Source organism: Bradyrhizobium sp. USDA3516 (genome assembly GCF_057651995.1).
On record NZ_JBYGYN010000001.1, the window covers coordinates 738,334 to 759,288 of the forward strand.

Annotated in this window: 22 protein-coding genes; 9 read left to right on the top strand and 13 right to left on the bottom strand. The window is 66.5% G+C overall.

Annotated features, from left to right (window positions below):
* Positions 1 to 9 precede the first annotated feature (9 nt).
* The 5 genes from hydA to AC24YW_RS03635 are packed head-to-tail and all read right to left on the bottom strand — an operon-like array spanning position 10 to position 4,787.
* Positions 10 to 1,470 carry a dihydropyrimidinase gene (gene hydA / locus AC24YW_RS03615; RefSeq protein WP_487481412.1) on the bottom strand — a complete coding sequence of 487 codons (1,461 nt, stop codon included), beginning with the start codon at positions 1,468 to 1,470 and terminating at the stop codon, positions 10 to 12.
* Positions 1,431 to 2,168 (bottom strand): maleate cis-trans isomerase family protein, encoded by a 738-nt coding sequence (locus AC24YW_RS03620; RefSeq protein ID WP_487481413.1) that lies wholly within the window; start codon positions 2,166 to 2,168, stop codon positions 1,431 to 1,433. The genes hydA and AC24YW_RS03620 overlap by 40 nt, the downstream gene beginning before the upstream one ends.
* Before the next feature lie 3 nt (positions 2,169 to 2,171).
* Positions 2,172 to 2,948 (bottom strand): ABC transporter ATP-binding protein, encoded by a 777-nt coding sequence (locus tag AC24YW_RS03625; RefSeq protein WP_487481414.1) that lies wholly within the window; start codon positions 2,946 to 2,948, stop codon positions 2,172 to 2,174.
* Positions 2,948 to 3,799 (bottom strand): ABC transporter permease, encoded by an 852-nt coding sequence (locus AC24YW_RS03630; RefSeq protein WP_487481415.1) that lies wholly within the window; start codon positions 3,797 to 3,799, stop codon positions 2,948 to 2,950. The genes AC24YW_RS03625 and AC24YW_RS03630 overlap by 1 nt, the downstream gene beginning before the upstream one ends.
* Positions 3,783 to 4,787: an ABC transporter substrate-binding protein gene (locus AC24YW_RS03635; RefSeq protein WP_487481416.1), complete on the bottom strand. Its 1,005-nt coding sequence runs from the start codon at positions 4,785 to 4,787 to the stop codon at positions 3,783 to 3,785. Before AC24YW_RS03635 ends, AC24YW_RS03630 begins: the two co-directional genes overlap by 17 nt.
* 165 nt (positions 4,788 to 4,952) lie before the next feature.
* On the opposite strand from AC24YW_RS03635, the gene AC24YW_RS03640 reads away from it, so the two are divergent.
* Both AC24YW_RS03640 and AC24YW_RS03645 read left to right on the top strand, forming a co-directional pair.
* Positions 4,953 to 5,696, top strand: a complete 744-nt coding sequence (locus tag AC24YW_RS03640) for a GntR family transcriptional regulator (RefSeq protein WP_487481417.1) — start codon at positions 4,953 to 4,955, stop codon at positions 5,694 to 5,696.
* Between the two features lie 2 nt (positions 5,697 to 5,698).
* A complete protein-coding gene (locus tag AC24YW_RS03645; protein ID WP_487481848.1) occupies positions 5,699 to 6,448 on the top strand; it encodes an aspartate/glutamate racemase family protein in 750 nt (249 codons plus the stop codon).
* Here AC24YW_RS03645 and AC24YW_RS03650 read toward each other — a convergent pair whose 3' ends face one another.
* On the bottom strand, positions 6,449 to 7,837 hold the full coding sequence (locus AC24YW_RS03650; protein WP_487481418.1) for an amidase: 1,389 nt from the start codon (positions 7,835 to 7,837) through the stop codon (positions 6,449 to 6,451).
* Between the two features lie 88 nt (positions 7,838 to 7,925).
* Here AC24YW_RS03650 and AC24YW_RS03655 point away from each other — a divergent pair, with 88 nt between their 5' ends.
* The 4 genes from AC24YW_RS03655 to AC24YW_RS03670 are packed head-to-tail and all read left to right on the top strand — an operon-like array spanning position 7,926 to position 11,794.
* The gene (locus tag AC24YW_RS03655; protein WP_487481419.1) at positions 7,926 to 9,020 is read left to right on the top strand and encodes an ABC transporter ATP-binding protein; all 1,095 of its coding nucleotides are present in this window, start codon (positions 7,926 to 7,928) and stop codon (positions 9,018 to 9,020) included.
* 30 nt (positions 9,021 to 9,050) lie between these two features.
* Entirely contained in the window at positions 9,051 to 10,097 is a 1,047-nt protein-coding gene (locus tag AC24YW_RS03660) for an ABC transporter substrate-binding protein (protein WP_487481420.1), read from the top strand.
* An 18-nt stretch (positions 10,098 to 10,115) separates the two neighbouring features.
* On the top strand, positions 10,116 to 10,979 hold the full coding sequence (locus AC24YW_RS03665; protein ID WP_487481421.1) for an ABC transporter permease: 864 nt from the start codon (positions 10,116 to 10,118) through the stop codon (positions 10,977 to 10,979).
* A complete protein-coding gene (locus tag AC24YW_RS03670; RefSeq protein WP_487481422.1) occupies positions 10,979 to 11,794 on the top strand; it encodes an ABC transporter permease in 816 nt (271 codons plus the stop codon). The genes AC24YW_RS03665 and AC24YW_RS03670 overlap by 1 nt, the downstream gene beginning before the upstream one ends.
* Here AC24YW_RS03670 and AC24YW_RS03675 read toward each other — a convergent pair whose 3' ends face one another.
* Positions 11,795 to 12,130: a hydroxyisourate hydrolase gene (locus AC24YW_RS03675; protein ID WP_487481423.1), complete on the bottom strand. Its 336-nt coding sequence runs from the start codon at positions 12,128 to 12,130 to the stop codon at positions 11,795 to 11,797.
* Positions 12,131 to 12,156: 26 nt separating this feature from the next.
* Between AC24YW_RS03675 and AC24YW_RS03680 the strand changes: the two genes are divergently transcribed.
* The 3 genes from AC24YW_RS03680 to AC24YW_RS03690 are packed head-to-tail and all read left to right on the top strand — an operon-like array spanning position 12,157 to position 15,586.
* Positions 12,157 to 13,353 carry an MFS transporter gene (locus AC24YW_RS03680; RefSeq protein ID WP_487481424.1) on the top strand — a complete coding sequence of 399 codons (1,197 nt, stop codon included), beginning with the start codon at positions 12,157 to 12,159 and terminating at the stop codon, positions 13,351 to 13,353.
* Positions 13,334 to 14,701, top strand: coding sequence for an amidase (locus AC24YW_RS03685; RefSeq protein WP_487481425.1), 1,368 nt, complete (start codon positions 13,334 to 13,336; stop codon positions 14,699 to 14,701). Before AC24YW_RS03680 ends, AC24YW_RS03685 begins: the two co-directional genes overlap by 20 nt.
* Positions 14,702 to 14,725: 24 nt before the next feature.
* Positions 14,726 to 15,586: an alpha/beta hydrolase gene (locus tag AC24YW_RS03690; RefSeq protein ID WP_487481426.1), complete on the top strand. Its 861-nt coding sequence runs from the start codon at positions 14,726 to 14,728 to the stop codon at positions 15,584 to 15,586.
* Between the two features lie 121 nt (positions 15,587 to 15,707).
* Here AC24YW_RS03690 and AC24YW_RS03695 read toward each other — a convergent pair whose 3' ends face one another.
* The 6 genes from AC24YW_RS03695 to AC24YW_RS03720 form a co-directional block, all read right to left on the bottom strand.
* On the bottom strand, positions 15,708 to 16,040 hold the full coding sequence (locus tag AC24YW_RS03695) for a Rieske (2Fe-2S) protein (protein WP_487481427.1): 333 nt from the start codon (positions 16,038 to 16,040) through the stop codon (positions 15,708 to 15,710).
* Entirely contained in the window at positions 16,033 to 16,737 is a 705-nt protein-coding gene (locus AC24YW_RS03700; protein ID WP_487481428.1) for an ABC transporter ATP-binding protein, read from the bottom strand. The genes AC24YW_RS03695 and AC24YW_RS03700 overlap by 8 nt, the downstream gene beginning before the upstream one ends.
* A complete protein-coding gene (locus AC24YW_RS03705) occupies positions 16,730 to 17,512 on the bottom strand; it encodes an ABC transporter ATP-binding protein (RefSeq protein WP_487481429.1) in 783 nt (260 codons plus the stop codon). Before AC24YW_RS03705 ends, AC24YW_RS03700 begins: the two co-directional genes overlap by 8 nt.
* Entirely contained in the window at positions 17,512 to 18,555 is a 1,044-nt protein-coding gene (locus tag AC24YW_RS03710) for a branched-chain amino acid ABC transporter permease (RefSeq protein ID WP_487481430.1), read from the bottom strand. The genes AC24YW_RS03705 and AC24YW_RS03710 overlap by 1 nt, the downstream gene beginning before the upstream one ends.
* Positions 18,552 to 19,424 carry a branched-chain amino acid ABC transporter permease gene (locus AC24YW_RS03715; RefSeq protein ID WP_487481431.1) on the bottom strand — a complete coding sequence of 291 codons (873 nt, stop codon included), beginning with the start codon at positions 19,422 to 19,424 and terminating at the stop codon, positions 18,552 to 18,554. The genes AC24YW_RS03710 and AC24YW_RS03715 overlap by 4 nt, the downstream gene beginning before the upstream one ends.
* A gap of 308 nt (positions 19,425 to 19,732) precedes the next feature.
* Positions 19,733 to 20,887 carry an ABC transporter substrate-binding protein gene (locus tag AC24YW_RS03720; protein WP_487481432.1) on the bottom strand — a complete coding sequence of 385 codons (1,155 nt, stop codon included), beginning with the start codon at positions 20,885 to 20,887 and terminating at the stop codon, positions 19,733 to 19,735.
* Positions 20,888 to 20,955 lie beyond the last annotated feature (68 nt).

A 20,955-nucleotide genomic window follows, 5' to 3' on the forward strand; every position in this document is an offset into this window, starting at 1 on the left:
CGAGCCGGATCAGATCAGGCTCGACTTGCCCCGGCTCAACACCTGGCCCGCGCCTTTGGTGCCGACGATCCGGCCCTGGCTGCAAACCACCTGGCCCCTGGCGATCGTCGTCACCGGCCATCCCGTGACCTCGAAACCTTCCCAGGGCGTGTAGTCCGAGCCGTGATGCAGATCGGCCTGCCGGATCGGTTTCTTCAACTCGGGGTCCCAGAGGACGATGTCGGCATCGAAACCGACGCCGATCGAGCCCTTGCGCGGATAGAGGCCGTAGATCCTCGCATGATTGGTCGCCGTCAGCTCGACGAACTTCTGCAACGTGATGCGGCCCTTCGAGACGCCTTCGGAGAACAGGATCGGCAGCCGCGTTTCGACGCCGGGGATACCATTCGGCACCCAGCGGAACGAGGTGCGGGCGTTCGGCGTCAGCTTGCCCTTGGGGTCGTCGTAGCGGAACGGGCAGTGATCGGACGAGAAAGTCTGGAACACGCCTGACGTGATGCCTTCCCAAATCGCCTGCTGGCTCTCGACATCGCGCGGCGGCGGCGAGCAGACATATTTCGCGCCCGTGATGTCCATGTTGAGGCCCTTCATGTCGTCGGCCGTCAGCGTGATGTATTGCGGGCAGGTCTCGGCATGAACGGGCAGACCGCGCTGCTGCGCCCAGCGTACCTGCTCCATCGCCTCGCGTCCGGAGACGTGCACGATCATGATGGGAACGCCGATCACCTCGGCATGGCTTATGGCCCGGTGCGTCGCCTCGCGCTCGACCGCCTGCGGCCGCGAGGTGCCGTGATAGTACGGCGCGATATGACCTTCGCGCTCCAGCTTGCTGGTCAGGAAACGGATGGCGTCGTAGCCCTCGCAATGGACCATGACCAGCGCCTCCTCGCGGCGCGCGACGTCGAACACTTCGAGCAGCTGCTTGTCGCTGAGCACGAGGTCGTCATAGGTCATGAACACCTTGAACGAGGTGTAGCCGTCCTTGACCAGCGCCGGCAGCTCCTGCCCCAGCACCACGGCAGTGGGATCGGAGATGATGAGATGGAAGGCCGTATCGATGTAGCACTCACCTTCGGCGAGCTTGCGATAGTTCTCGACACAGCTGCGCAGCGAGGTGCCTTTCTCCTGCAGCGCAAAGGGCAGCACCATGGTGTTGCCGCCGGCTGCGGCTGCGCGCGTCGCCGAGGCGAAGTCGTCGGCCATCACCACGTCGGGGCCCGAGGGCTGCGAGATGTGGACGTGGCTGTCGATGCCGCCCGGCAGCGCCAACAGGCCCGTCGCATCGATCTCGCGGGCCGCGCCCTCGATGCTATCGGCGATGCTGACGATGCGGCCGTCGCGAATCCCGATATCGGCGCGAAACTCGTCGCTGGCCGTCACGATGGTGCCGCCGCGGATGGCGAGGTCGAGCTGCGTCACTGATGTCTCCGTCACTTGATGTCTGGCATGGTCCGGAAGATCCGCCCCCATTGCGCGAGAGCCGTCACATCGCCGCCGGCGAGTCCGAGGGTCCGCCACAATGTGACCGCGACCGAATCAAGCACGGCGATGTCCAGCTCCCGCTCCAGCGTGGCGGCAAGCGTCGCACCATCGAGATTGGTGCAGAGGATAACGATCGCGTCAGCCCCCTCCGCCGCTACGGCACGGATCATATCCGCGATCGTCGCAGGCGCGACCTCGCCGAAGGAAAAGTTGTCGCGCAAGCCGAGATGCCGCTCGGCGTGCGGGATGATCCCCTCCTCGGCCCAGACGTCGGCGATGCGCCGCTGCACGTCGTTGGTATAGGGCGAAACCAGGCCGATGCGCCTCGCGCCCAGCGCGCGGGCGGCATCGATGCAGGCCAGCGTCGATGTCGTCGCCGGCACATTTGTGCGGGCCGTGATCCCCTCGCACAGGCTGCGGTCGCGGCCGATCCCGAGCCAGCTTGCGGACGTTCCGTTCCAGGCGATCGCGTCGACCTTGGCATCGGCCAACAGATCCGCGGCCGGAAGCATCGCGGAGGCATCGAACTGGCTCAACGCTGCGGCATCGAGCGCGATCTCGGTGACGCGGAAGCGCGAGAAATGCGCGGTGGTGCCGGAGACACCGGCCAGCATGGCGCCGGTGACGGGCTCGAGCACCGAGTTGGAGGACGGCGTGATCATGCCGAGACGCTTGCGCATGCCCATACCCTACGATGCCTGCGCAAGCCGCGTCGACTCCTCCCGGATCAAGGCCAGGATGTGGCGCTTGGCGTCGTTGAATTCGGGGCCGGTGATGTCGCGCGGGCGCGGCAGGTCGAAATTGACGGCTTCGCGGATCCGGCCGGGCCGCCTGGTCATCACCACGATCTTGTTGCCGAGCACCAGCGCCTCGTCGACGCTGTGGGTGACGAACACGATGGTGCAGCGGCGCTTCTGCCAGATCGCGACAAGCTCCTCCTGCATTTCGAGCTTGGTCTGGGCGTCCAGCGCCGCGAACGGCTCGTCCATCAGGATCACGCTCGGGTTCATCAGCAGCGCGCGGGCGATGCCGACCCGCTGATTCATGCCGCCCGACATTTCGGAGGGATGATGGTGCTCGAAGCCGCGCAGGCCGACGAGATCGATGAACTCCATCGCCCTGTCGTGGCGTTCGGCCTTGGCGATCCCCTTGAGCTTGAGGTGGAAGGCGATGTTGTCGATCGCGGTCAGCCACGGCATCAAGGTCGGCTGCTGGAACACCACGCCGCGGTCCGAGCCCGGCCGCTCCACCTGCCTGCCGTCGACCAGCGTGCGGCCGGACGTCGCCTGCTCGAAGCCGGCGATGATGTTGAGCAAGGTCGACTTGCCGCAGCCGGACGGGCCGAGCAGGCAAACGAAGTCGTTGGCCTCGATGTCGAGGTTGATGTTGTCCAGCGTCAGGAGGTCGCGGCCGCGCCGCTTGTCGGAGAACACCTTGACGATGTTGCGAAGCTCGATTGCCGCCATCAGCCCGCCCTGCCCTGCACGGTAGTGGTCTGCTGCCAGCGCAGCGTGCGCGCCATGATCGCCTTCAGGCCGAGGTCGGAGAGATAGCCGAGCAGCCCGATCGAGATCATCGCCGCGAGCACAATGTCGTAGCGCAGGAAGTAATAGGAATCCCAGAGCACGTAGCCGAGGCCGCTCTTCACCGCGACCATCTCGGCCGTGACGGTCAGCATCCAGGCCGAACCGACCGCGATACGTAGACCTGCGAAGATCGAGGGCAGCGCCGCTGGCAGCACGATGTCGGTCAGCATCTGCCGGCCATTGGCACCCATCATCGCGCCGGCGCGCACCAGATTGTGGTCCACGGTCTTCACGCCATGGATGCTGTTCATCAGCACGGGAAAGAAGGCGCCGAGAAAAACCAGGAAGATCGCCGGCTTGTCGGCGATGCCGAACCAGATGATCGCGAGCGGGATCCAGGACACCGGCGGGATCGGACGCAACACCTGCAACGTCGGCTCCAGCGTCTTCTCGAACAGGCGCGACCAGCCGATCGCGACCCCCGCGAGGATGCCGAGCAGGCTCGCGAGCGCAAAGCCGCCGAACACGCGAAGCGCGCTGGCAAGCGCATCGCGCAGCCAGTGTCCGGAATAGGTCTGCGTGGTCTCGTCGAAACCGAACACCCAGTCGCCGAGCGCATGCAGCACCGCGCTCGGCGCGGGCAGCAGCGCCGGCGGCAGCATGCCGCTGCGGGCAAAGGCCTCCCATCCGGCGACCAGCAGCGCAGGGACGATGAGGCGCTCGAGTCCATGGAACGCCCGCGTCAGCCGCAATGCCGGCCTTGCAGGCGAGACGTCAGTAACCGAGGTCATTCTTGGTTTTTCCGGTGGCCTGCTCCAGGAACGAATAGTCCATGTTCTTCGCCGCTTCGGTGGAGACGTCTTTCGAGATGTATTTGAGGTCGCGCATCATCGCGGCGATCGCCAGCGTCTGCGAGCGATGGATCGCAGGATCCGGCGAGGCATTCTTCAGCGCCTCGGTCGCTACGTTCTTGTCGAGACCGGTGAGCTTGTTGATGACCTCGATCCACGGCGCCTTGTCGGCGATCAGCTTGTTGTCGAGCTCGACCACGGCGCTGACGATGCCCTGGACGCCGGCGCGCTGGCTCGCGATCACGTCGGAACGAGTCACGATCAGATTCGTGAGGTTTCCGGCAGCCTGCTCGTACGGCAGCACGAAATGCTTGCCGGCGCCGGCGAGGCGGATCTGCGAGGCGAACGGCTCGACCGAGCAGATCATGTCGACCTCGCCGCGTTGAAGCGCCGCGAGATGGTCGGACGGATTGGGAATGTTGATGAACTGGATGTCCTTGTTGGGATCGACGCCCTGCTTGAGGAACGCGCCGCGCATGTGGATGTCCTGTGCATTGCCGCGGGACGCCGCGACCTTGAGCGGCTGACCGTCGCTCTTCGCCTTCGCAACGGTCGCCTTGAACGTGGCCCAGTCCTCAGGCGGAAGGCTCAGCTTCGCGGAGGAGAGGCATTCCGAACCGCCATTGATCTGGCCGGATACGGCGACGACGTCGAAACCTTTATCGAGCGCGGTGATGTAATGGAGATAGGTGACCTGCGCGACGTCGATGCTCTTCGACACCAGCGCGGTGAGCACGTCGTTGCCCGAGTTGAAGCCGGTGGCCTCGACCTCGACGCCCTTTGCCAGGCCGGGGATGAGCGACATCGGCAGGCAGTGCGCGCACTTGGCGTAACCGAGCTTGATCTTCGTGGCTTGCGCGGAGGCGAGATCGCTTCCGCCAAACACTGCCGCCATCACCACGAGGCCCAGTCGCAAACTCGTCCGCATCGTTTACTCCGTTTCGAAGGCGCGTCATTCCGCGCGTCGGCAACGATCATCCGCCGGCCCTCGCTGCGGCGCAATCCGGTTTTTGCATGCTGCATACAATTTGCGCGATATGCCATTGTTTTCAGCGGTCTGCGTCGGTATTTTGGGCAAGCAGACGGGGCGGAAATGGCTAGTATCAACCCGAGAAGTGAGGCACGCGTGCAGGCAAGATCGGAAGCGCCAAAGGGACGAAAGTCGCCCAAGCTCAAGCGGATGGGCTTGCATGAGCGCGCCGCTGCGCGGATGCGGACGATGATCATTCGCGGCGAGCTGCCGCCGGGCTCGCAGACCCAGGAGACCAAGCTCTCGAAGGAGCTCGGCGTGTCGCGCACTCCCTTGCGCGAGGCGATGAAGGTGCTGGCGGCGGAAGGCCTGATCGAGCTCCGTCCCCACCGCAGCCCGCGCATTGCCGATATCGCGGTCGACGGCATCTCGGAATTGTTCGAGGCCCTCGCCGGCATCGAGCGGCTCGCCGCCGAGCTTGCGGCGGAGCGCGCCACCGAGCGCGATCTCGCCCGCCTGCGCACGCTGCAGACCCGGATGGAGGGCCATCACCGCAGCGGCAAGCTCGACGATTATTTCGCCCTCAACGGCGAGATCCACAACGCCATCGTCCGCATGGCGCGCAATACGCCGCTGCGGGAGGCGCACGAGACGCTGATCTCGCGCGCCGAACGTGCGCGTTATCTCGCGCTCGGCGCCGACAGGCGCTGGAGCAATTCGGTCGACGAGCACGCCGATATCCTCGCCGCCCTCGAAGCGCGCGACGGCGAAGCGGCCGGCCGCCTGCTCGGCGCGCATGTCGCGCGCACCGGCACGGCGCTGCTGGAAGTCCTCGCCGCCTCTCAGGCCAAGCGGCCAGCGGCATGACCATGAAGCTGCTCCTGCTCAACCCGAACACCAGCACCGAGATCACGCAGCTGATGCTGGGGGTCGGGCAGCGCGCCGCCTCGGCGGGCACCGAGCTGATCCCGTGCACCGCGACCCGCGGCGTACCCTATATCGCCACGCGCACCGAGGCGCAGATCGGCGGCGCCATTGCGCTGGAAATGCTGGCCGAGCAGCACACGAAGGTGGACGCCGCGATCATCGCGGCTTTCGGCGATCCCGGCCTGTTCGCCGCGCGCGAGACCTTCGACATTCCCGTGGTCGGCATGGCGGAAGCGGCGATGCTGACGGCCTGCATGGCCGGACGCCGCTTTGCCATCGTCACCTTCGCCCAGGCGCTGGGGCCCTGGTACGAGGAATGCGTCCGCGCCCATGGCCTGTGGGAGCGCTGCGCCGGCATCCGCATGCTTGATTCACCGTTTCAGGCGATCTCCGAGGTCGGCACCGAGAAGGAGGACGTGCTGGTCGAGCTCGCCCTGCGCGCCATCGTCGAGGACGAGGCCGATGTGCTGATCTTTGCCGGCGCCCCGCTCTCCGGCCTCGCCGAGCGCGTGGCCGACCGGATCCCGGTCCCTGTGGTCGACCAGGTGGTCGCCTCGGTGAAGCAAGCCGAGGCGCTGCATGCGCTGCGCCTGCGCAAGGCGACGGCGAGTACGTTCCGCCGCCCAGCCGCCAAGCCGACCATCGGCCTTGCCGATGCGCTCGCCGCCCGGCTCGAGCATCGCGACAGCTGATCAGAGAAGCGGCCGGCGATGCGAAAACCCCAGTTCGTTCTCGAGCACGCGGCCGAAGGCAAACAAGCGGGATTCGCACCCGGGCGGCGCAATGATCTGGATGCCGAAGGGCAGCTCATTCTCACCACGCAGCACCGGGAGGGTCAGCACCGGGAAGCCGACCAGCGACACGATGAAGGTCACGGCGAGATAGTCGATCGGCGTCTCCAGCGCGGCCCCGTCGATGGCCGTGACGTCGGCGATCTCATTCGGCCAGGGCAAGACGGACGCGGCCGGCGCGACCAGGAAATCGGCGTGAGTGAACAGCTCGCGAAAGCTGCGGTAGATCGCCGTGCGGCGCCGCTCGGCGTCGAGGTAGTCCTGCGCGGACAGGTCTGCGCCGGCATCAATATTCCAGATCACCGTCGGCGTGAGCTCCGCACGCCGCGTCCGCAGCAGCTCGCCATAGCTGCTCGCGACGTGCGCGGCGCGGAGCGTGCGGAAGGCTTCGATCGCCCCGCCGCAATCGGGCGAGGACGGCACGACATCGGCAACCCGTGCGAACACCTCGCACGCCGCAGCGAAACGCGCACGAGCCTCGCGCGCAATGGGCGCCACATTGAAATCGGGCGTGACGGCAATCCGAGGATGGCCGGCGATGGGGCGGTCATCATCGGCACTGCCGAGCGAGAGCGGATCATTCGCATCGCTTCCGGCGCAGACCGACAACGCGAGTTCGAGATCATCGACATTGCGGGCGAGGAAGCCGTGGGTCGCCAGCATGTCCCAGCCGAGCGGCCGGCGCGGCGACGGGATGCGGCCGGGTGTCGGCCGGATCGAGGCGACGCCGCAGAAGCTGGCGGGCGTGCGCACCGAACCGCCGAAATCGGTGCCGTGCGCCAAAGGCACCATGCCGGCCGCGACGGCGACGGCAGAGCCCCCGGACGATCCGCCGGAGGTCAACGCCGGATCGAACGGATTGCGTGTCGGCCCACACAATCTGTTGGTGCAGACCGCGCCGAAGCCGAACTCCGGCGTGTTGGTTTTGCCCAGAATGATCGCGCCGGCGCGCCGCAACCGTGCGACCACGAAATCATCCTCGGCCGGGACGTGATCGCGGAACAGCACCGATCCGTAAGTCGTCGCAAGTCCCGCAGTGTCGGTGAGGTCCTTGATCGCAATGGGCACGCCGTGCAGCGGACCGATCGGTGCAGCAGCCGTATCGCACGTCTGCGCGGCGCGGCGGGCGTCATCCGCATCGACCGTCACGAACGCCGCCAATTGCGTATCGAGGCGCGCAATCCGCGCCAGATGCGCTTCGACGGCCTCACGCGAGGACACTTCGCCGCTCGCAATGGCGCGCGCGAGCTCTGTCGCGGTGAGGTCGCATATCGATCGATCCGATGTCATCGGGTCACCATGCCAAAACGCTCGCCGAAAAGCGACAGGCGCGGGCACGAGATTTGCTTTCTCCTCTGGGGCAACGGGAGGCAACACCATGGTTGATGCGCCAAGCGGCCGATCGCTTGTCGTCGATGCGGTCACCCACCGGTATCCGAGTGGCGCGCTTGCGGTCGAGAACATCAATCTCGACATCAAAGGCGGCGAGATCATCGCCCTGCTCGGCCCGTCCGGCTGCGGCAAGACAACGCTGCTGCGCATCATCGCGGGCTTCATCGCGCAGACGCAAGGGAGGATCATCATCGGCGACGACATCGTCGATGCGTTGCCGCCGAACAAGCGCGCCGTCGGAATCGTGTTCCAGAACTACGCGCTGTTCCCGCACCTGTCGGTCAGCGAGAACGTCGCCTATGGCCTCGCCGCCCGCGGCATCGACAAGGCGACGCGCCAGCGCGAGGCACAGCGCCTGCTCGAGCTGGTGCAGCTGCCGGCCATGGCCGAGCGGCTGCCGCGGCAGCTCTCCGGCGGACAGCAGCAGCGCGTCGCGCTCGCCCGCGCGCTCGCGATCAAGCCGTCGATCCTGCTGCTCGACGAGCCCTTCGCCGCGCTCGACAAGAATTTGCGGCTGGACATGCAGATCGAGGTCAAGCGGCTGCAGCGCGTGTCCGGCATCACCACGCTGATCGTGACGCACGACCAGGAAGAAGCGCTGTCGATGGCCGATCGCGTCGCCGTGCTGAGCCACGGCAAGCTCGAGCAGTTCGGCTCGCCGTCGGACGTCTACGACCGCCCTCAGACGCTGTTCGTCAACACCTTCGTCGGCTCCACCAATCGCATGCCCGGTGTCGTGGTCTCGGCGGACCGCACCGCGGCGAAGGTGCGCCTCGATGCCGGCGCGGAGATCATCGCGCGTCCCGCAGGCGGTGCGCTCAGCGAGGGCGGCCGCGTCACCGTCTGCATCCGCCCCGAGCATCTGCAATTCGTCGGCGACGAGACCGGCTTTGCCGGCGTCGTCGGCATGTCGCTGCCGCTGGGCGCCACCGTCGTGCACGAGGTCACCACCGCCGACGGCTCCGGCGTCAAGGTTTCTCAGGCGCGCATCGGCGAGACGCGCGCCCTGGAGAACGGCGCTGCGGTGCGCCTCGCACCGCTCGCCCCGTCGCTCGCCAACGCCTTTCCCGCAACGCTTTAGATCTAGTCTTTGTCCAAAGGGGAGTTTGATATGATCATGAACCGCAGAAGCCTGCTGACCACGGCGCTCACGCTCGGGGCCATGAAGGCGTTTCCAGGCCTGAGCTACGCCCAGGCCCGCCCGCTGGTGTTTGCGACCTTCACCGGCAGCTGGGAGGAAGCGCACAAGGCCGTGCTGGTGCCGGCGTTCCGCAAAGCCAATGCGGACGCCGCGATGGTGCTCGATCCCATGCTCTCGGTCGACCAGATCGCCAAGGTCAACGCGGCGAAAGCAAATCCCCCGATCGACGTCATGCTGCACGATCCCGGTCCCGCCCTCGTCGCCGTCGGCCAGGATCTGGTCGAGGCCTATCCGGTTGAGAAGAGCGCCTATTACAAGGACCTGATCGCCGAGGCGCAGGAGCCGATGGGCCCCGCCCCGTTCTTCCAGGTCGTCGGCCTCACCTACAATCCGGAAGCGGTCAAGACGCCGCCAACCTCGTGGGCCGATCTGTGGAAGCCGGAGTTCAAGGGCCGCGTCGGCATCACCAACCTCAACTCGACGCTCGGCACGGGCTGGCTGGTCGAGATCGCCAAGATGCGCGGCGGCTCGGAGGCCAATGTCGATCCGGGCTTCAAGGCGCTGGAGGAGCTCAAGCCCAACCTCGCTGCGGTCGCCGCCAATCCCGGCGCGCTCGCGACCCTGTTCCAGCAGGGCCAGATCGACATCTCGCCCGGCAATTTCAACGCCATCCAGATCCTGAAAGCGCGCGGCGTACCGGTCGAGTTCGTGGCACCGAAGGAAGGCGCCATCGCCTTCAAGACCACGATCCACATCGTCAAGAACTCGCCGAACCGCGAGCTCGCCTTCAAGCTGATCGAGGCGGCGCTGACGCCGGAGGTGCAGACCACGCTGATGAACCCGCCCTACCTGATCGTGCCGACCAATTCCAAGGTGGCGATGGGCGGCGAGATCGCACGCGTGCTGGCCAAGGACACCACTGAACTGAAGAAGAAGTTCGTGTTCCAGGACTGGAAGAAGATCAACGAGCAGCGCTCGGCCTGGATCGAGCGCTTCAACCGCGAGATCAAGATCTAAAACCTCGAGGTTCAGGTCATGGGCGCAGCGCCGGCAGCACGGGACGTGACGTCCTACGGAATGGGATTGGCAGCGCCGCTGGCGCTGTTCTTCCTGCTCTTCTTCGTCGCGCCGCTGCTGCAATTGTTCTGGCTCTCGCTGCACAACGACACGGCCGGGCTCCATTGGGGGCTCGGCCAGTACCTGCACTTCCTCACCGATCCCTTCAGCCTCGGCGTGCTCGGCTCGACGCTGCTGCTGGGCGCCGAGGTGACGGCGGTCTGCCTCGTGCTCGGCTTTCCCATCGCCTGGCTGTATCAGCGGGTCGGGCCAAAGCTTCAGACCATCATCATCCTGATCGTGCTGCTGCCGCTTCTGACCAGCGTCGTGGTCCGGACCTTCGCCTGGATCGTCATCCTAGGTCGCCAGGGCATCATCAACGCGACGCTGCAATCGCTTGGCCTGATCGATACCCCGCTCAAATTGCTCTACACCCAGTTCGGCGTGGTGATCGCGCTGGCACAGGTGCAGATGCCCTTGATGACGCTGCCGCTGATCACTGCGCTCGGCCGCATCGACCCCAATCTCGACGATGCCTCCTGCTCGCTCGGCGCCGGCAGCTGGCGCACCTTCTTCCGCATCGTGCTGCCGCTGTCGCTGCCCGGCGTCATCGCCGGCTGCACGCTGACCTATGCCGCCGCGATCACCGCCTTCATCACCCAGTCGCTGATCGGCGGCGGGCAGATGCTGTTCATGCCGATGTATCTCTACCAGCAGGCTTCGACGCTGCAGAACTGGCCGTTCGCGGCCGCGATCTCGATCATCTTCCTGCTCGCCGTGCTCGCGGTCGTCTCGGTCTTCACCACGCTCGGCCGAATGTCGCGCGGCTATGGAGGCGCATGATGAGCGGCCGCAAGCGCACCCTCGAGGCGATCAGCTTCGAGTTCGTCATGACCGTGATCGCGGTGATCGCGCTTCTCATCATCATCGCCCCCTCGCTCGTGGTGCTGATCGTCTCCTTCACCAGCGGCTTCTCGCTGCGCTTCCCGCCGCCGGGCTATTCGCTGCGCTGGTACGTCGAGCTGTGGAATGCTTGGCAACTGCACTTCGCCGCCAAGAACAGCCTGATCGTGGCGATGTGGGCAACCGGCCTGTCCGTTACCCTCGGCGTCGCCGCGGCGCTCGCGATCTCGCGCTCGCGGACACTGTCGGCGCGGCTTCTCGATTCGCTCTTCATGTCGCCGCTGGTGCTGCCCGCGCTCGCCTTCGGCCTCGCCGCGCTGATGCTGTTCTCGCTGGTCGGTCTGCCGGTGTCGCCGCTGACGCTGGTGATCGGCCACACCGTGGTCTGCGTGCCCTACGTCGTGCGCAATACGATCGCGGCGCTGGCCCAGCTCGAGCCGACCCTGCTCGAAAGCTCGGCGGTGCTCGGCGCGAGCCGGCTCTACACGTTCCGCCGCATCGTGCTGCCGCTGATCCGGCCCGGCATCATCGCCGGCGCCTTCATCGCCTTCATGTCGTCCTTCGACAACGTGCCGGTCTCGCTGTTCCTGCGCGATGCCGCCACCGACATGCTGCCGATCCGGATGTGGCAGGATCTCGAAGGCAAGCTGGATGTCACCATCGCGGCGCTGTCGGGCGTGCTGATCATCGCGACCGTCGCGCTGGTCGCGGTGATGGAGCGCCTCACCGGCCTGTCGCGGCGGCTGACGAACTGATCAGGCGCCGCGGAACAACGAATAGCCCCAGCGCGTGAATTTCAGCGGCAGATGAAAATGCTCGTCAACGTTCTTGATGCGAAAGCGGAACGGCGTCACGGTGAGGAAGCCGTCGCGCTCGCCAAAGAACTCGCCGAGATGAAACAGCACCTCGTACGCGCCTTCCGTCACACCTGCGCCTTGCGCGATGGCATGATCGAGCACCCCGTTGGCGCCGAGCCGCCCGTCGGCGATGCGCTGGGAATCCGGATCGATCCGCCAGATCTCGACGCGCAGCCCCTGCGCCGGGCGCCCGCTCGCCACATCGACCGCGTGAATGGAAATACCGCCTGCCACAATGTTCCTCCCATGAGCACGCCGCCATGGTAGACGGAAACACGGCCGCTCGGCCAGCACCCGCGCTGCTGCCGGCGTTGGGGGCGATGACCGGGCTGCAGGCCCTGGTCGCGCTGGCCTTGTTCGCGCCCGGCGTGGTCGCCCCGCGCGCCCATATCGAGGTTTGGCAGCTCTCGATGTTCTCCGCCGCCGTGTTCGCGGTCGGCATCCCCGCCTCGTTCTGGGGCGGCGGCTTCATCGCGCGCCTGGGCTCGCTGCGAATTGCGAGCCTATGCGCGGCGGCCATCGTCGTCGGCATGGCACTGGCGTCGCTCGGAACGAGCGCCGCCCTGCTGGCCGCGGGCCTCTGCATCGGCCTTGCCATGGGGCCGGAGACGCCGGCGAGCGCGGCGCTGCTGGCGCGGCTCGTGACCGCCGAGCGGCGCGCCTTCGTGTTCTCGGTGCGCCAGACCGGTAACCAGATCGGCGCGGTCTGCGGCTCGCTGGCGCTGCCGGCGATCGCCATCGCGTTCGGGCCGGTTTGGTGCTATGCGGCCGTTGCTGCCTTGGCGCTGCTCGCGATCGCGCTGTTCGAACGGTTGCGGCCGGCCTATGCCGGCAAGGTCGCCCCGCCGCCGAAGCTCGATCTCCGCGCGCGGTTAGCGCTGGTGATCGCGGACCGGCGGATCGCGATGCTGGCGCTGGCCTCGATGCCGTTCAGCGCGATGCAGGTGTCGCTCAACACGGTGTTCGTCACGCTCGGCACACGCGAGCTTGGGCTCAGCCATATCGAAGCCGGCATGGCGCTCGCCTGCGCGCAAGCAGGCGGCCTGATCGGGCGCCTCGGCTGGGGCTACGTCGCCATGCGGCTCGATGCCCCCCGCGCCGTTCTCGTCGTCATCGGCCTCGGCATGGCCTTCTGCGCCGCACTGCTGGGCCTGAATGGCGCTTCGCTCGGGCGCAGCGGGCAATTCATCATCGCCGCATTGTTCGGCCTGACGGCGTCGGGCTGGAACGGCGTCTTCGTCGCCGAGATCGCCCGCCTCGCCCCGCAGGACCGGATCGGCGAGACCACCGGCGCGGTGCTGACCGCGTCCTATGCCGGGCTACTCGCGGCGCCGGCGCTGGTGTCGATCCTGGATGGCGTGGCCAGCCTCGGCATGGCCTTCTTCGCCCTGGCGTGCCTTGCCCTCGGCGGCACATTCGCATTGATCTGGGGAGGCCATGACGATGCGGACAAATAGCGCGCGTCAGATCGCCGCCGAAATCAGCGCCGGGCTGACCAGTGCCGTCGAGACCGCGCAAGCCGCGCTCGGCCGCATCGAGGCCGCCAAGGCCTTGAACGCGGTCGTCACGATCGATCCTCCGCGCACGCTGGCGGATGCTGCGGCCGTCGATAATCGCCTGCGTATGGGCGAGATCATGCCGCTCGCCGGCGTGCCTGTCATCGTCAAGGACAACATCTGGGTCGGCGGCTGGCGCGTGACGCAGGGCTCGCGCCTGTTCTCCGATTTCATCGCGCCGCGCGATGCCATCGCGATCGAGCGGCTGCGCAAGGCCGGTGCCGTCGTCGTCGGCATCGGCGCGAGTTCCGAGTTCGCCTGCAAGGGCGTCACGACCTCGCAGCTGTATGGGCCGACGCGGCATCCGCTCGATCCCGCGCTAACGCCCGGCGGCTCATCGGGCGGCCCGGCCGCTGCGGTTGCGGCCGGCCTGGTGCCGCTCGCCATCGGCACCGACGCAGGCGGCTCGAGTCGCAGGCCGCCGGCGCATGTCGGGGTCGCCGGCTTCAAGCCGTCCTACGGCGCAATCCCCTATGGGCCGGGTTTTGCCGAACCGTTCTTCGGCCTCTCCGTCATCGCGCCGATCGCATCCGAGGTGGCCGACATCGCGCTGGCATTTGAAGCCATGGCCGGCGCCGATCCGCGCGATCCGGATTCTGCCGTGGTTGCGCAGCAGGCCGGAGACATCGGCACTCAGCGCATCGCGTTCTCGCCGCGCCTTGGTCTCGACGTCGCGATCGACGACGTCGTCGCGAATGGCCTCGCCGCCGCCGTCGAACGGCTTTCCGCAGCCGGTTTGCGCATCGGACGACGCGATCCCGTCTGGCCGCCAGACGCCACGGAGGAAATCCTCATGCCGCTGCAGCATGCGGGGCTCGCAGCGCTCCACGGCGATAGCTTTCGCAAGGATCCGACCGTCTTCGATCCCGACATCGCCAAGCAGATCGAGCGAGGGCTCTCCTGGTCCGGTGCGGACGTTGCGGCAGCGCTGCTCGCGAGCACCGCGATCGCCAAGGCCTTCGCAGCGTTCTTCACTGAGATCGATCTGCTGCTGGCGCCGACCGTCCCCTGCGTCGCCTGGCCGCTGACGCAGCTCGGCCCTGATATGATCGGCGGAAAGCCCGCAAGCCCGCGGGCCCATGCGGTGTTCACGCCGTTCGTCAATCATGCCCGCTTGCCGGCGATCTCGATTCCGTGTGGAGCGGATCGGCGCGGGCTTCCCTTCGGCCTTCAGATCATCGCGGCGCGCGGGCAAGACCGCTCGCTGCTCGCAGCAGCGCAAGAGATCGAAGCGATCTTGCGCGCGTAATGCCTGACGCAAACGGAGACTCCCATGGTTGAGAACGCTCATTCGACAATTCGGCCGCTCGACCCCCGCGACCGCTGGTCCGAGCTGTCCCGGGCGGAGCGCAGCGCGGCCTATGACAACAACGCGGCCGTCAAGAACAGCCCGGTCCTGATCGCCGAGCGCAACGAAGCCTCAGGCCGGCTGCGGGGCACGCTCAAGTCCCATCTCGACCTGCCCTATGGAGAGCGGGTCAACAACAAGATGGACCTCTACCCGGCCGCCAAGCCTGATGCGCCCTGCCTGGTGTTCCTGCACGGCGGCTACTGGCAGCGCAATTCGCGCGAGCTGTTCGCGATGCTGGTCGAAGGCGTCGCCGCGCATGGCTGGTCGGTTGCCATACCCGGCTATTCGCTGGCGCCCGAGGTGTCCCTCAGCGACATCGTCGCCGAGATCCCGCGCGCGCTCGACTGGCTCGCGGCGCACGGCGCGTCCTACGGCGTTGCCGGGCCGGTCGTGCTGTCGGGCTGGTCCGCCGGCGCCCATCTTGCTGCGATGACGCTGGATCATCCGCGTGTCCATGCGGGGCTCGCGCTCTCGGGCGTCTACGATCTCGCGCCGATCCGCGATACCGGGTTGAACGAGGCGCTGAAGCTGACGGACGAGGAGATTGCCACGCTGTCGCCGCTGCGTCTGCCCGTCACCCGGAAACACCTCGACATCGCCTATGGCAGCGGCGAGCTGCCGGCTTTGGTATGCGATTCAATCAATCTCTTCGACAAGCGCGCGGCGGCGGGAGCGCCCGGCAAGCTCATTCCGGTCGAAGGCGCCGACCATTTCACCATTCTCGAGGCGCTGCGCCGGCCGGACGGAGTCCTGGTGGAGGCTGCGCGGCGGCTGCTGGACTAAACTTCGAAAACAACCCCATGCACAGTAGCGATGCCGTTGTTTGCAAAGACGAATCTCTTTGAGGGTCAAATCGGCGCCGCCGGTGCTTTGACTCGTCGGGCAAAACAGGGGCAATATGGCATCATCGGCCAGGCTGCCGCTCCTGCATCTCAATCCAGATTCGCCCGCCCATGATCCGCGCCGGATAGAGCCGCAACGGCCGGCTCGGCCATCCCGCGGTGATTGCCCCATCGCGCAAGTCGAACGACGCCGCGTGACGCGGGCAATACAGTCGCCCCATGCTCACCTGCCCCAAGGCCAGATCCGCCTGCTCGTGCGGGCACGCCCGTTCGCAGGCGACGACGTCGCCCTCGTTCCAGATCACGAGCAGGTCGCGCCCGGCGACGCGAACGATGGTCTCCGCCTTCAGGCGATCGAGATCGCAGACGGCAATCCACCCGGCGCCGTCACCCACCGAGATAGGCCTTGCGCACATGCTCGTTCGCGATCAGCTCGGTGCCGGCACCCGACAGCACGATGCGGCCGTTCTCGAGCAGATAGGCGTGGTCGCACATCTCGAGCGCGGCGAAGGCGTTCTGCTCGACCAGCAGCACCGTGGTGCCGGCATCGCGAATGCCGCGGATGATCGCGAAGGTGCGCTCGACGATATTGGGGGCGAGCCCGAGCGACGGCTCGTCGAACATGATCAGGCGCGGCCGCGACATCAGGGCGCGGCCGATCGCAAGCATCTGCTGCTCGCCGCCCGACAGCGTGCCCGCCGCCTGCCGGCGCCGCTCGGCGAGCCTCGGAAACTCCGTGTAGATGCGGTCGCGGTCGGCCGCGATCTCACCCGAACCACGACGGAGGTAAGCCCCCATATCGAGATTCTCCTCGACGCTCATATGCGGAAACACGCGCCGCCCTTCCGGGCAATGCGCGATGCCGCTCGCCAGCACGCGCGGCGGCTTCGCGCCGGTGATGTCGGTGCCCTCGAACTTCATCTGGCCCGAGCGCGGCGGCACCAGGCCGGAAATCGCGCGCAGCGTCGTGCTCTTGCCGGCGCCGTTGGCGCCGATCAGGGCGACCAGCTGGCCGGCCTTCACGTCGAGCGAGATGCCGCGCAGCGCGGTGACGCCACCGTAGCCGCAGACCATGTCGCGGATCTCAAGCACGTCCTGCTCCATGTCCGAGATAGGCCTCGATCACGGCAGGATCGTTGCGGATCACCTCCGGCGTCCCTTCCGCGATGATGCGACCATAGTTGAGCACCACGATGCGATCCGAGACGGTCATCACCATCGGCATGTCGTGCTCGACCAGCAAAATCGTGATGCCGCGGTCGCGGATGCTGCGGATCAGCTCGACGAAACGGTGCGTCTCCGAGGCGTTCATGCCGGAGACGGGCTCGTCGAGCAGCAGCATCGACGGCTCCGCCGCCAGCGCCAGCGCGACACCGACGAGACGCTGCTCGCCGTACGAGAGCGAGCCCGCCGCATCGTGGGCGCGGCGTTCGAGCCCGACCCATTCGAGCAGCTCGCCTGCCCGCTGCCGTAAGCGGCGCTCCGAGGCGCGGGCGCCTGGCAGGCCGAGGATGGCGTCAAGCAGCCGGACCCGGCCCTGCCGATGCAGGCCGATCAGGAGGTTGTCGTAGACGGTGTCGTTCGGGAATACGCTGGTGCGCTGGAAGGTGCGGATCAGGCCGAGATCGGCGATCTCGTGCGGCTTCAATCCGGCGAGCGCAGTGTTGCGGTAGGTGACGCGGCCTGCGCTCGGCGTCAGGAAACCGGTCATGACGTTGAAGGCGGTGGTCTTGCCGGCGCCGTTCGGCCCGATCAGGCTGAGGATCTCGCCCTCGCCCACGGTAAAACTCATGTCGGAGATCGCGACCAGCCCGCCGAAGCGGACGGCGACCTGATCGACGGTCATGGCGATGCTGCGCGCGGTCATCACGCCGACTCCTTGGCAGCGGTTTCAGCGAGGGTCACCGGTGCAGGCCCCGCAGGCCGCCGCCACTTCGCCAAGCGCAGTGCGAGCGAGGGCACGATGCCGCGCGGCAGCACGAACAGGATTGCGATCAGCACGCCGCCATAGGCGATCCACTGCGCTTCCGGCGCCATCACCGGACGTAGCGCCACCGGCAACAGGCCGAAGATCAGTCCGCCAACGACGGGCCCCGCCAGCGAGCCTTTGCCGCCGCTGATGACCATGATCACCATGGTGACGGTGTTGATGAAGGCGAACACTTCGGGATCGATGATCCGGATGTAGTGCGCATAGAGGCTTCCGGCCGCGCCGGCGATCGCGGCGGAGATCACCGCGGCGATCGTCAGCGTCCTGGTCACGTCGATGCCGACGGAAACGGCGAGCGTTTCGTTCTCCATCAGGCCACGCATGGAGCGGCCGAAATGGGAATGAACGAGGCGCGCGATCAGGAGATAGGCGATGAGCGCGACGACCAGAACGAGGTAGTAGTTGTGAAATTTCGTGCGCAGTGTCAGCTCGCCGAAGCCGGGCAAAGGCAATGCGATGGACGGGATGTTGGTCAGCGCCAGCGGCCCCTGCGTCAGCTCGACCCAGTTCAGCGCGACCAGCCGGACCACCTCGGCAAAGGAGATCGTCACAATGACGAAATAGGCGCCGCGGACGCGGAACGACAACAGACCGACGAAATAGCCGCACAAACCGGCAATGATGATCGCCAGCATGAAGCCTATGATCGGCGGCCAGGGCGTGTGAACCAGCCGAAAACCCCCGGGCAGGCCGACATCGAAGCCGAGCGACGTCAGCGCGCTGACATAGGCGCCGATGCCGAAGAAGGCGATATGGCCGAGGCTGAGCTGGCCGGTGAAGCCGAGCAGCAGATTGAGGCTCATCGCGCCGATGACGAAGATTCCGGTCGTGATCAGCGCGTTGAGCAGATAGGGATCGCGCAGCCAGAGCGGCACCGAGGCCAGCGCCGCGACGGCGAGAATGGTGACGATCGTCTTCATCCGACGCGCTCCGCGCGCGCGAACAGGCCGGTCGGCCGGAAGATCAGCACCGCGATGATGATGAGAAAGCCCATGGCGTCGCGGTAGCCCGACGAGACGTAGCCGGCGCCGAGCTCCTCTGCCAGCGCCAGGATGAAGCCGCCGATCACAGCGCCAGTGATGTTGCCGAGGCCGCCGAGGATGACGATGGCGAAGGCCTTGACCGCGGCGAGATCGCCCATCTGCGGGAAGATCACGTAGACCGGCCCGAGCAGCGCGCCCGCGGCGGCGGCGAGGCTGGAGCCGATCGCAAAGGTCGAGGTGTAGATCATGTCGACGTTGACGCCCATCAGGGACGCCGTGTCGTGATCCTGGAAGGTCGCCCGCATCGCGCGGCCGAGACTGGTCTTGTTGATCAGCAGATACGTCACCAGGATCAACATGGCCGCCGCGACGAGCACGAACAGGCGCAGCCAGGAGACGGAGACCGGCCCGAGCACCAGCGGCGCTTCAGGAAATGGCGTCGTCACCGATTTGGCGACGCCGCCCCAGATCCACAGCGTGCCCGACTGCATCGCGATCCAGGCGCCGATCATCACCAGCATGGTGGTGTCGATGTCGGAGCCGCGCAGCGGACGCAGCAAGGTGAATTCGATCGCCGCACCCAGCAGCCATCCGGCCAGCACGGCCACGGGCAGCGCCAGAAAGAAGTTCAGCCCGAGCTGCTGCACCACGATGAACATGACGTAGGCGCCGAACGTGTAGAGCACGCCATGCGTGAAGTTCACGACGTTCATGATGCCGAAGATCAAGGTCAGCCCGATGCCCAGCAGCGCATAGGTGCCGCCGAGCACGAGCATGTTGATCAGATGCTGGAGGAATTCGCTCAAGGCTGTTCCCGATTAATTCGTACTCGGCGAGCGCAGCGGTATGCCGCCCTCGCCTGCGACCGGCCGACACTAAAGTCCAATGGCGCTTTGATTGACCCGATCTCGCAGCGGTCTCCGTCACCTCTCCCGCTTGCGGGAGAGGTCGGCGCGTCCGGGCGATGCGAAGCATCGTCCCGCGCGCCGGGTGAGGGCTTTGTCCTCTTGGGGATTGTCCCATTGCGGAGACACCCTCTCCCCAACCCTCTCCCGCAAGCGGGAGAGGGGGCGCACCTCCTTCGTTGCTGCATCGATCCTAATCTCATCGCGCTTTAGAGCGTCTTCATCTCGATCTTGCCGTCGGCAATCTCGATCAGATAGACGTTCGGCTGGCTCTGACCACTTTCCTTGCCCTCAGGGCCCGACTTGCGGAACACGATGTCACCGTTCAGCCCCTTGATGTTGATGTTCCAGAGCGCCGCCTTGATCGCGGCGGGCTCGGCCTTGCCGGCCTTCTCGATCGCGGCGGCGACGGTGCGGATGCCGTCATAGCCGCGAAAACTTTCGGTGCAGCCCGCGAAATCGAAGCCGCGCTTCTTCCATTCCGCGATGAAGTAGTTGGTGGCTTCCGGGTTCGGCGTCTTGTCCGGGAACCAGGGCAGGAAGGTCGTCAGATGCATGGTGCCGTTGGCGGCCGCTCCGGCTTGCGCGATGATCTGGTCCGGGTTCTGCGAGCCGCCGGTGGTGATGATGCGCTTCTTCAGGCCCAATGCCGCGGCCTGCTTGAAGATCAGGGTCAGCTGATCGACCGCGGTGGTGACGATGACGGTCTCGGAATCCGAGCTCTTGATCTTGGAGAGCTGCGCGCTCATGTCCTGCGCGCCCTGATCCATGGTTTCGACTAGGCCGATGGTGATGCCCTTCTCCTTCATCATCTTGCTGAAGTCCTCGGCGGTGCCGCGGCCCCAGTCGTTGTTGATGACGAGGAAGTCGACCTTCTTCAGCGCGAGCTTGTCGACGATGTTCTTGAACGCGGCCGCCTCGATCGCGGAGGGCGGCGAGATGCGGAAGATGAAGGGATTGCCCGTCGTCGTGATCTTGCCGGAGGACGAGGTCTCCACCACCATCGGCGTCTCGTATTCCATCAGCTTCGGCATCACCGCGAGCGTCAGGCTCGAGCCCCAGGCGCCCATCAGGACCGGCACCTTGTCGCTGGTGATGAGCTTCTCGGCGACGGCGGCGGCCTCCGTCGGGTTGCTCTTGTTGTCCTCGATCACGAGCTCGATCTTCTTGCCGAGGATGCCGCCCTTGGCGTTGATCTCGTCGGCGGCGATCTTGGCACCGTTGACGACGTAAGTGCCTGAGGCCGCGAACGCGCCGGTGAGCGGCTCGTTGACGCCGATCTTGATGGTCTGCGCCCCCGCGGCACCGCCGAACAAGGCCGTCGCCAGCGCGATAGCCGGAACCAGTCCGAGTGTTCGTGTCATATCATCTCTCCAAATCCAACGCTGTTGATCGTTATGGCAGTCCAGGCTTCGTCACTCCGCGGCGCCGG

Bases quoted from the DNA above. Each gene is read 5' to 3' on its own strand.
- AC24YW_RS03690 (WP_487481426.1), top strand. From the start codon at position 14,726: ATGGTTGAGAACGCTCATTCGACAATTCGGCCGCTCGACCCCCGCGAC.
- AC24YW_RS03645 (WP_487481848.1), top strand. From the start codon at position 5,699: ATGAAGCTGCTCCTGCTCAACCCGAACACCAGCACCGAGATCACGCAG.
- AC24YW_RS03625 (WP_487481414.1), bottom strand. From the start codon at position 2,948: ATGGCGGCAATCGAGCTTCGCAACATCGTCAAGGTGTTCTCCGACAAG.
- AC24YW_RS03650 (WP_487481418.1), bottom strand. From the start codon at position 7,837: ATGACATCGGATCGATCGATATGCGACCTCACCGCGACAGAGCTCGCG.
- AC24YW_RS03670 (WP_487481422.1), top strand. From the start codon at position 10,979: ATGAGCGGCCGCAAGCGCACCCTCGAGGCGATCAGCTTCGAGTTCGTC.
- AC24YW_RS03685 (WP_487481425.1), top strand. From the start codon at position 13,334: ATGACGATGCGGACAAATAGCGCGCGTCAGATCGCCGCCGAAATCAGC.
- AC24YW_RS03660 (WP_487481420.1), top strand. From the start codon at position 9,051: ATGATCATGAACCGCAGAAGCCTGCTGACCACGGCGCTCACGCTCGGG.
- hydA (WP_487481412.1), bottom strand. From the start codon at position 1,470: ATGGGGGCGGATCTTCCGGACCATGCCAGACATCAAGTGACGGAGACA.
- AC24YW_RS03720 (WP_487481432.1), bottom strand. From the start codon at position 20,887: ATGACACGAACACTCGGACTGGTTCCGGCTATCGCGCTGGCGACGGCC.
- AC24YW_RS03635 (WP_487481416.1), bottom strand. From the start codon at position 4,787: ATGCGGACGAGTTTGCGACTGGGCCTCGTGGTGATGGCGGCAGTGTTT.
- AC24YW_RS03665 (WP_487481421.1), top strand. From the start codon at position 10,116: ATGGGCGCAGCGCCGGCAGCACGGGACGTGACGTCCTACGGAATGGGA.
- AC24YW_RS03640 (WP_487481417.1), top strand. From the start codon at position 4,953: ATGGCTAGTATCAACCCGAGAAGTGAGGCACGCGTGCAGGCAAGATCG.
- AC24YW_RS03710 (WP_487481430.1), bottom strand. From the start codon at position 18,555: ATGAAGACGATCGTCACCATTCTCGCCGTCGCGGCGCTGGCCTCGGTG.
- AC24YW_RS03620 (WP_487481413.1), bottom strand. From the start codon at position 2,168: ATGGGCATGCGCAAGCGTCTCGGCATGATCACGCCGTCCTCCAACTCG.
- AC24YW_RS03705 (WP_487481429.1), bottom strand. From the start codon at position 17,512: ATGACCGCGCGCAGCATCGCCATGACCGTCGATCAGGTCGCCGTCCGC.
- AC24YW_RS03630 (WP_487481415.1), bottom strand. From the start codon at position 3,799: ATGACCTCGGTTACTGACGTCTCGCCTGCAAGGCCGGCATTGCGGCTG.
- AC24YW_RS03655 (WP_487481419.1), top strand. From the start codon at position 7,926: ATGGTTGATGCGCCAAGCGGCCGATCGCTTGTCGTCGATGCGGTCACC.
- AC24YW_RS03680 (WP_487481424.1), top strand. From the start codon at position 12,157: ATGGTAGACGGAAACACGGCCGCTCGGCCAGCACCCGCGCTGCTGCCG.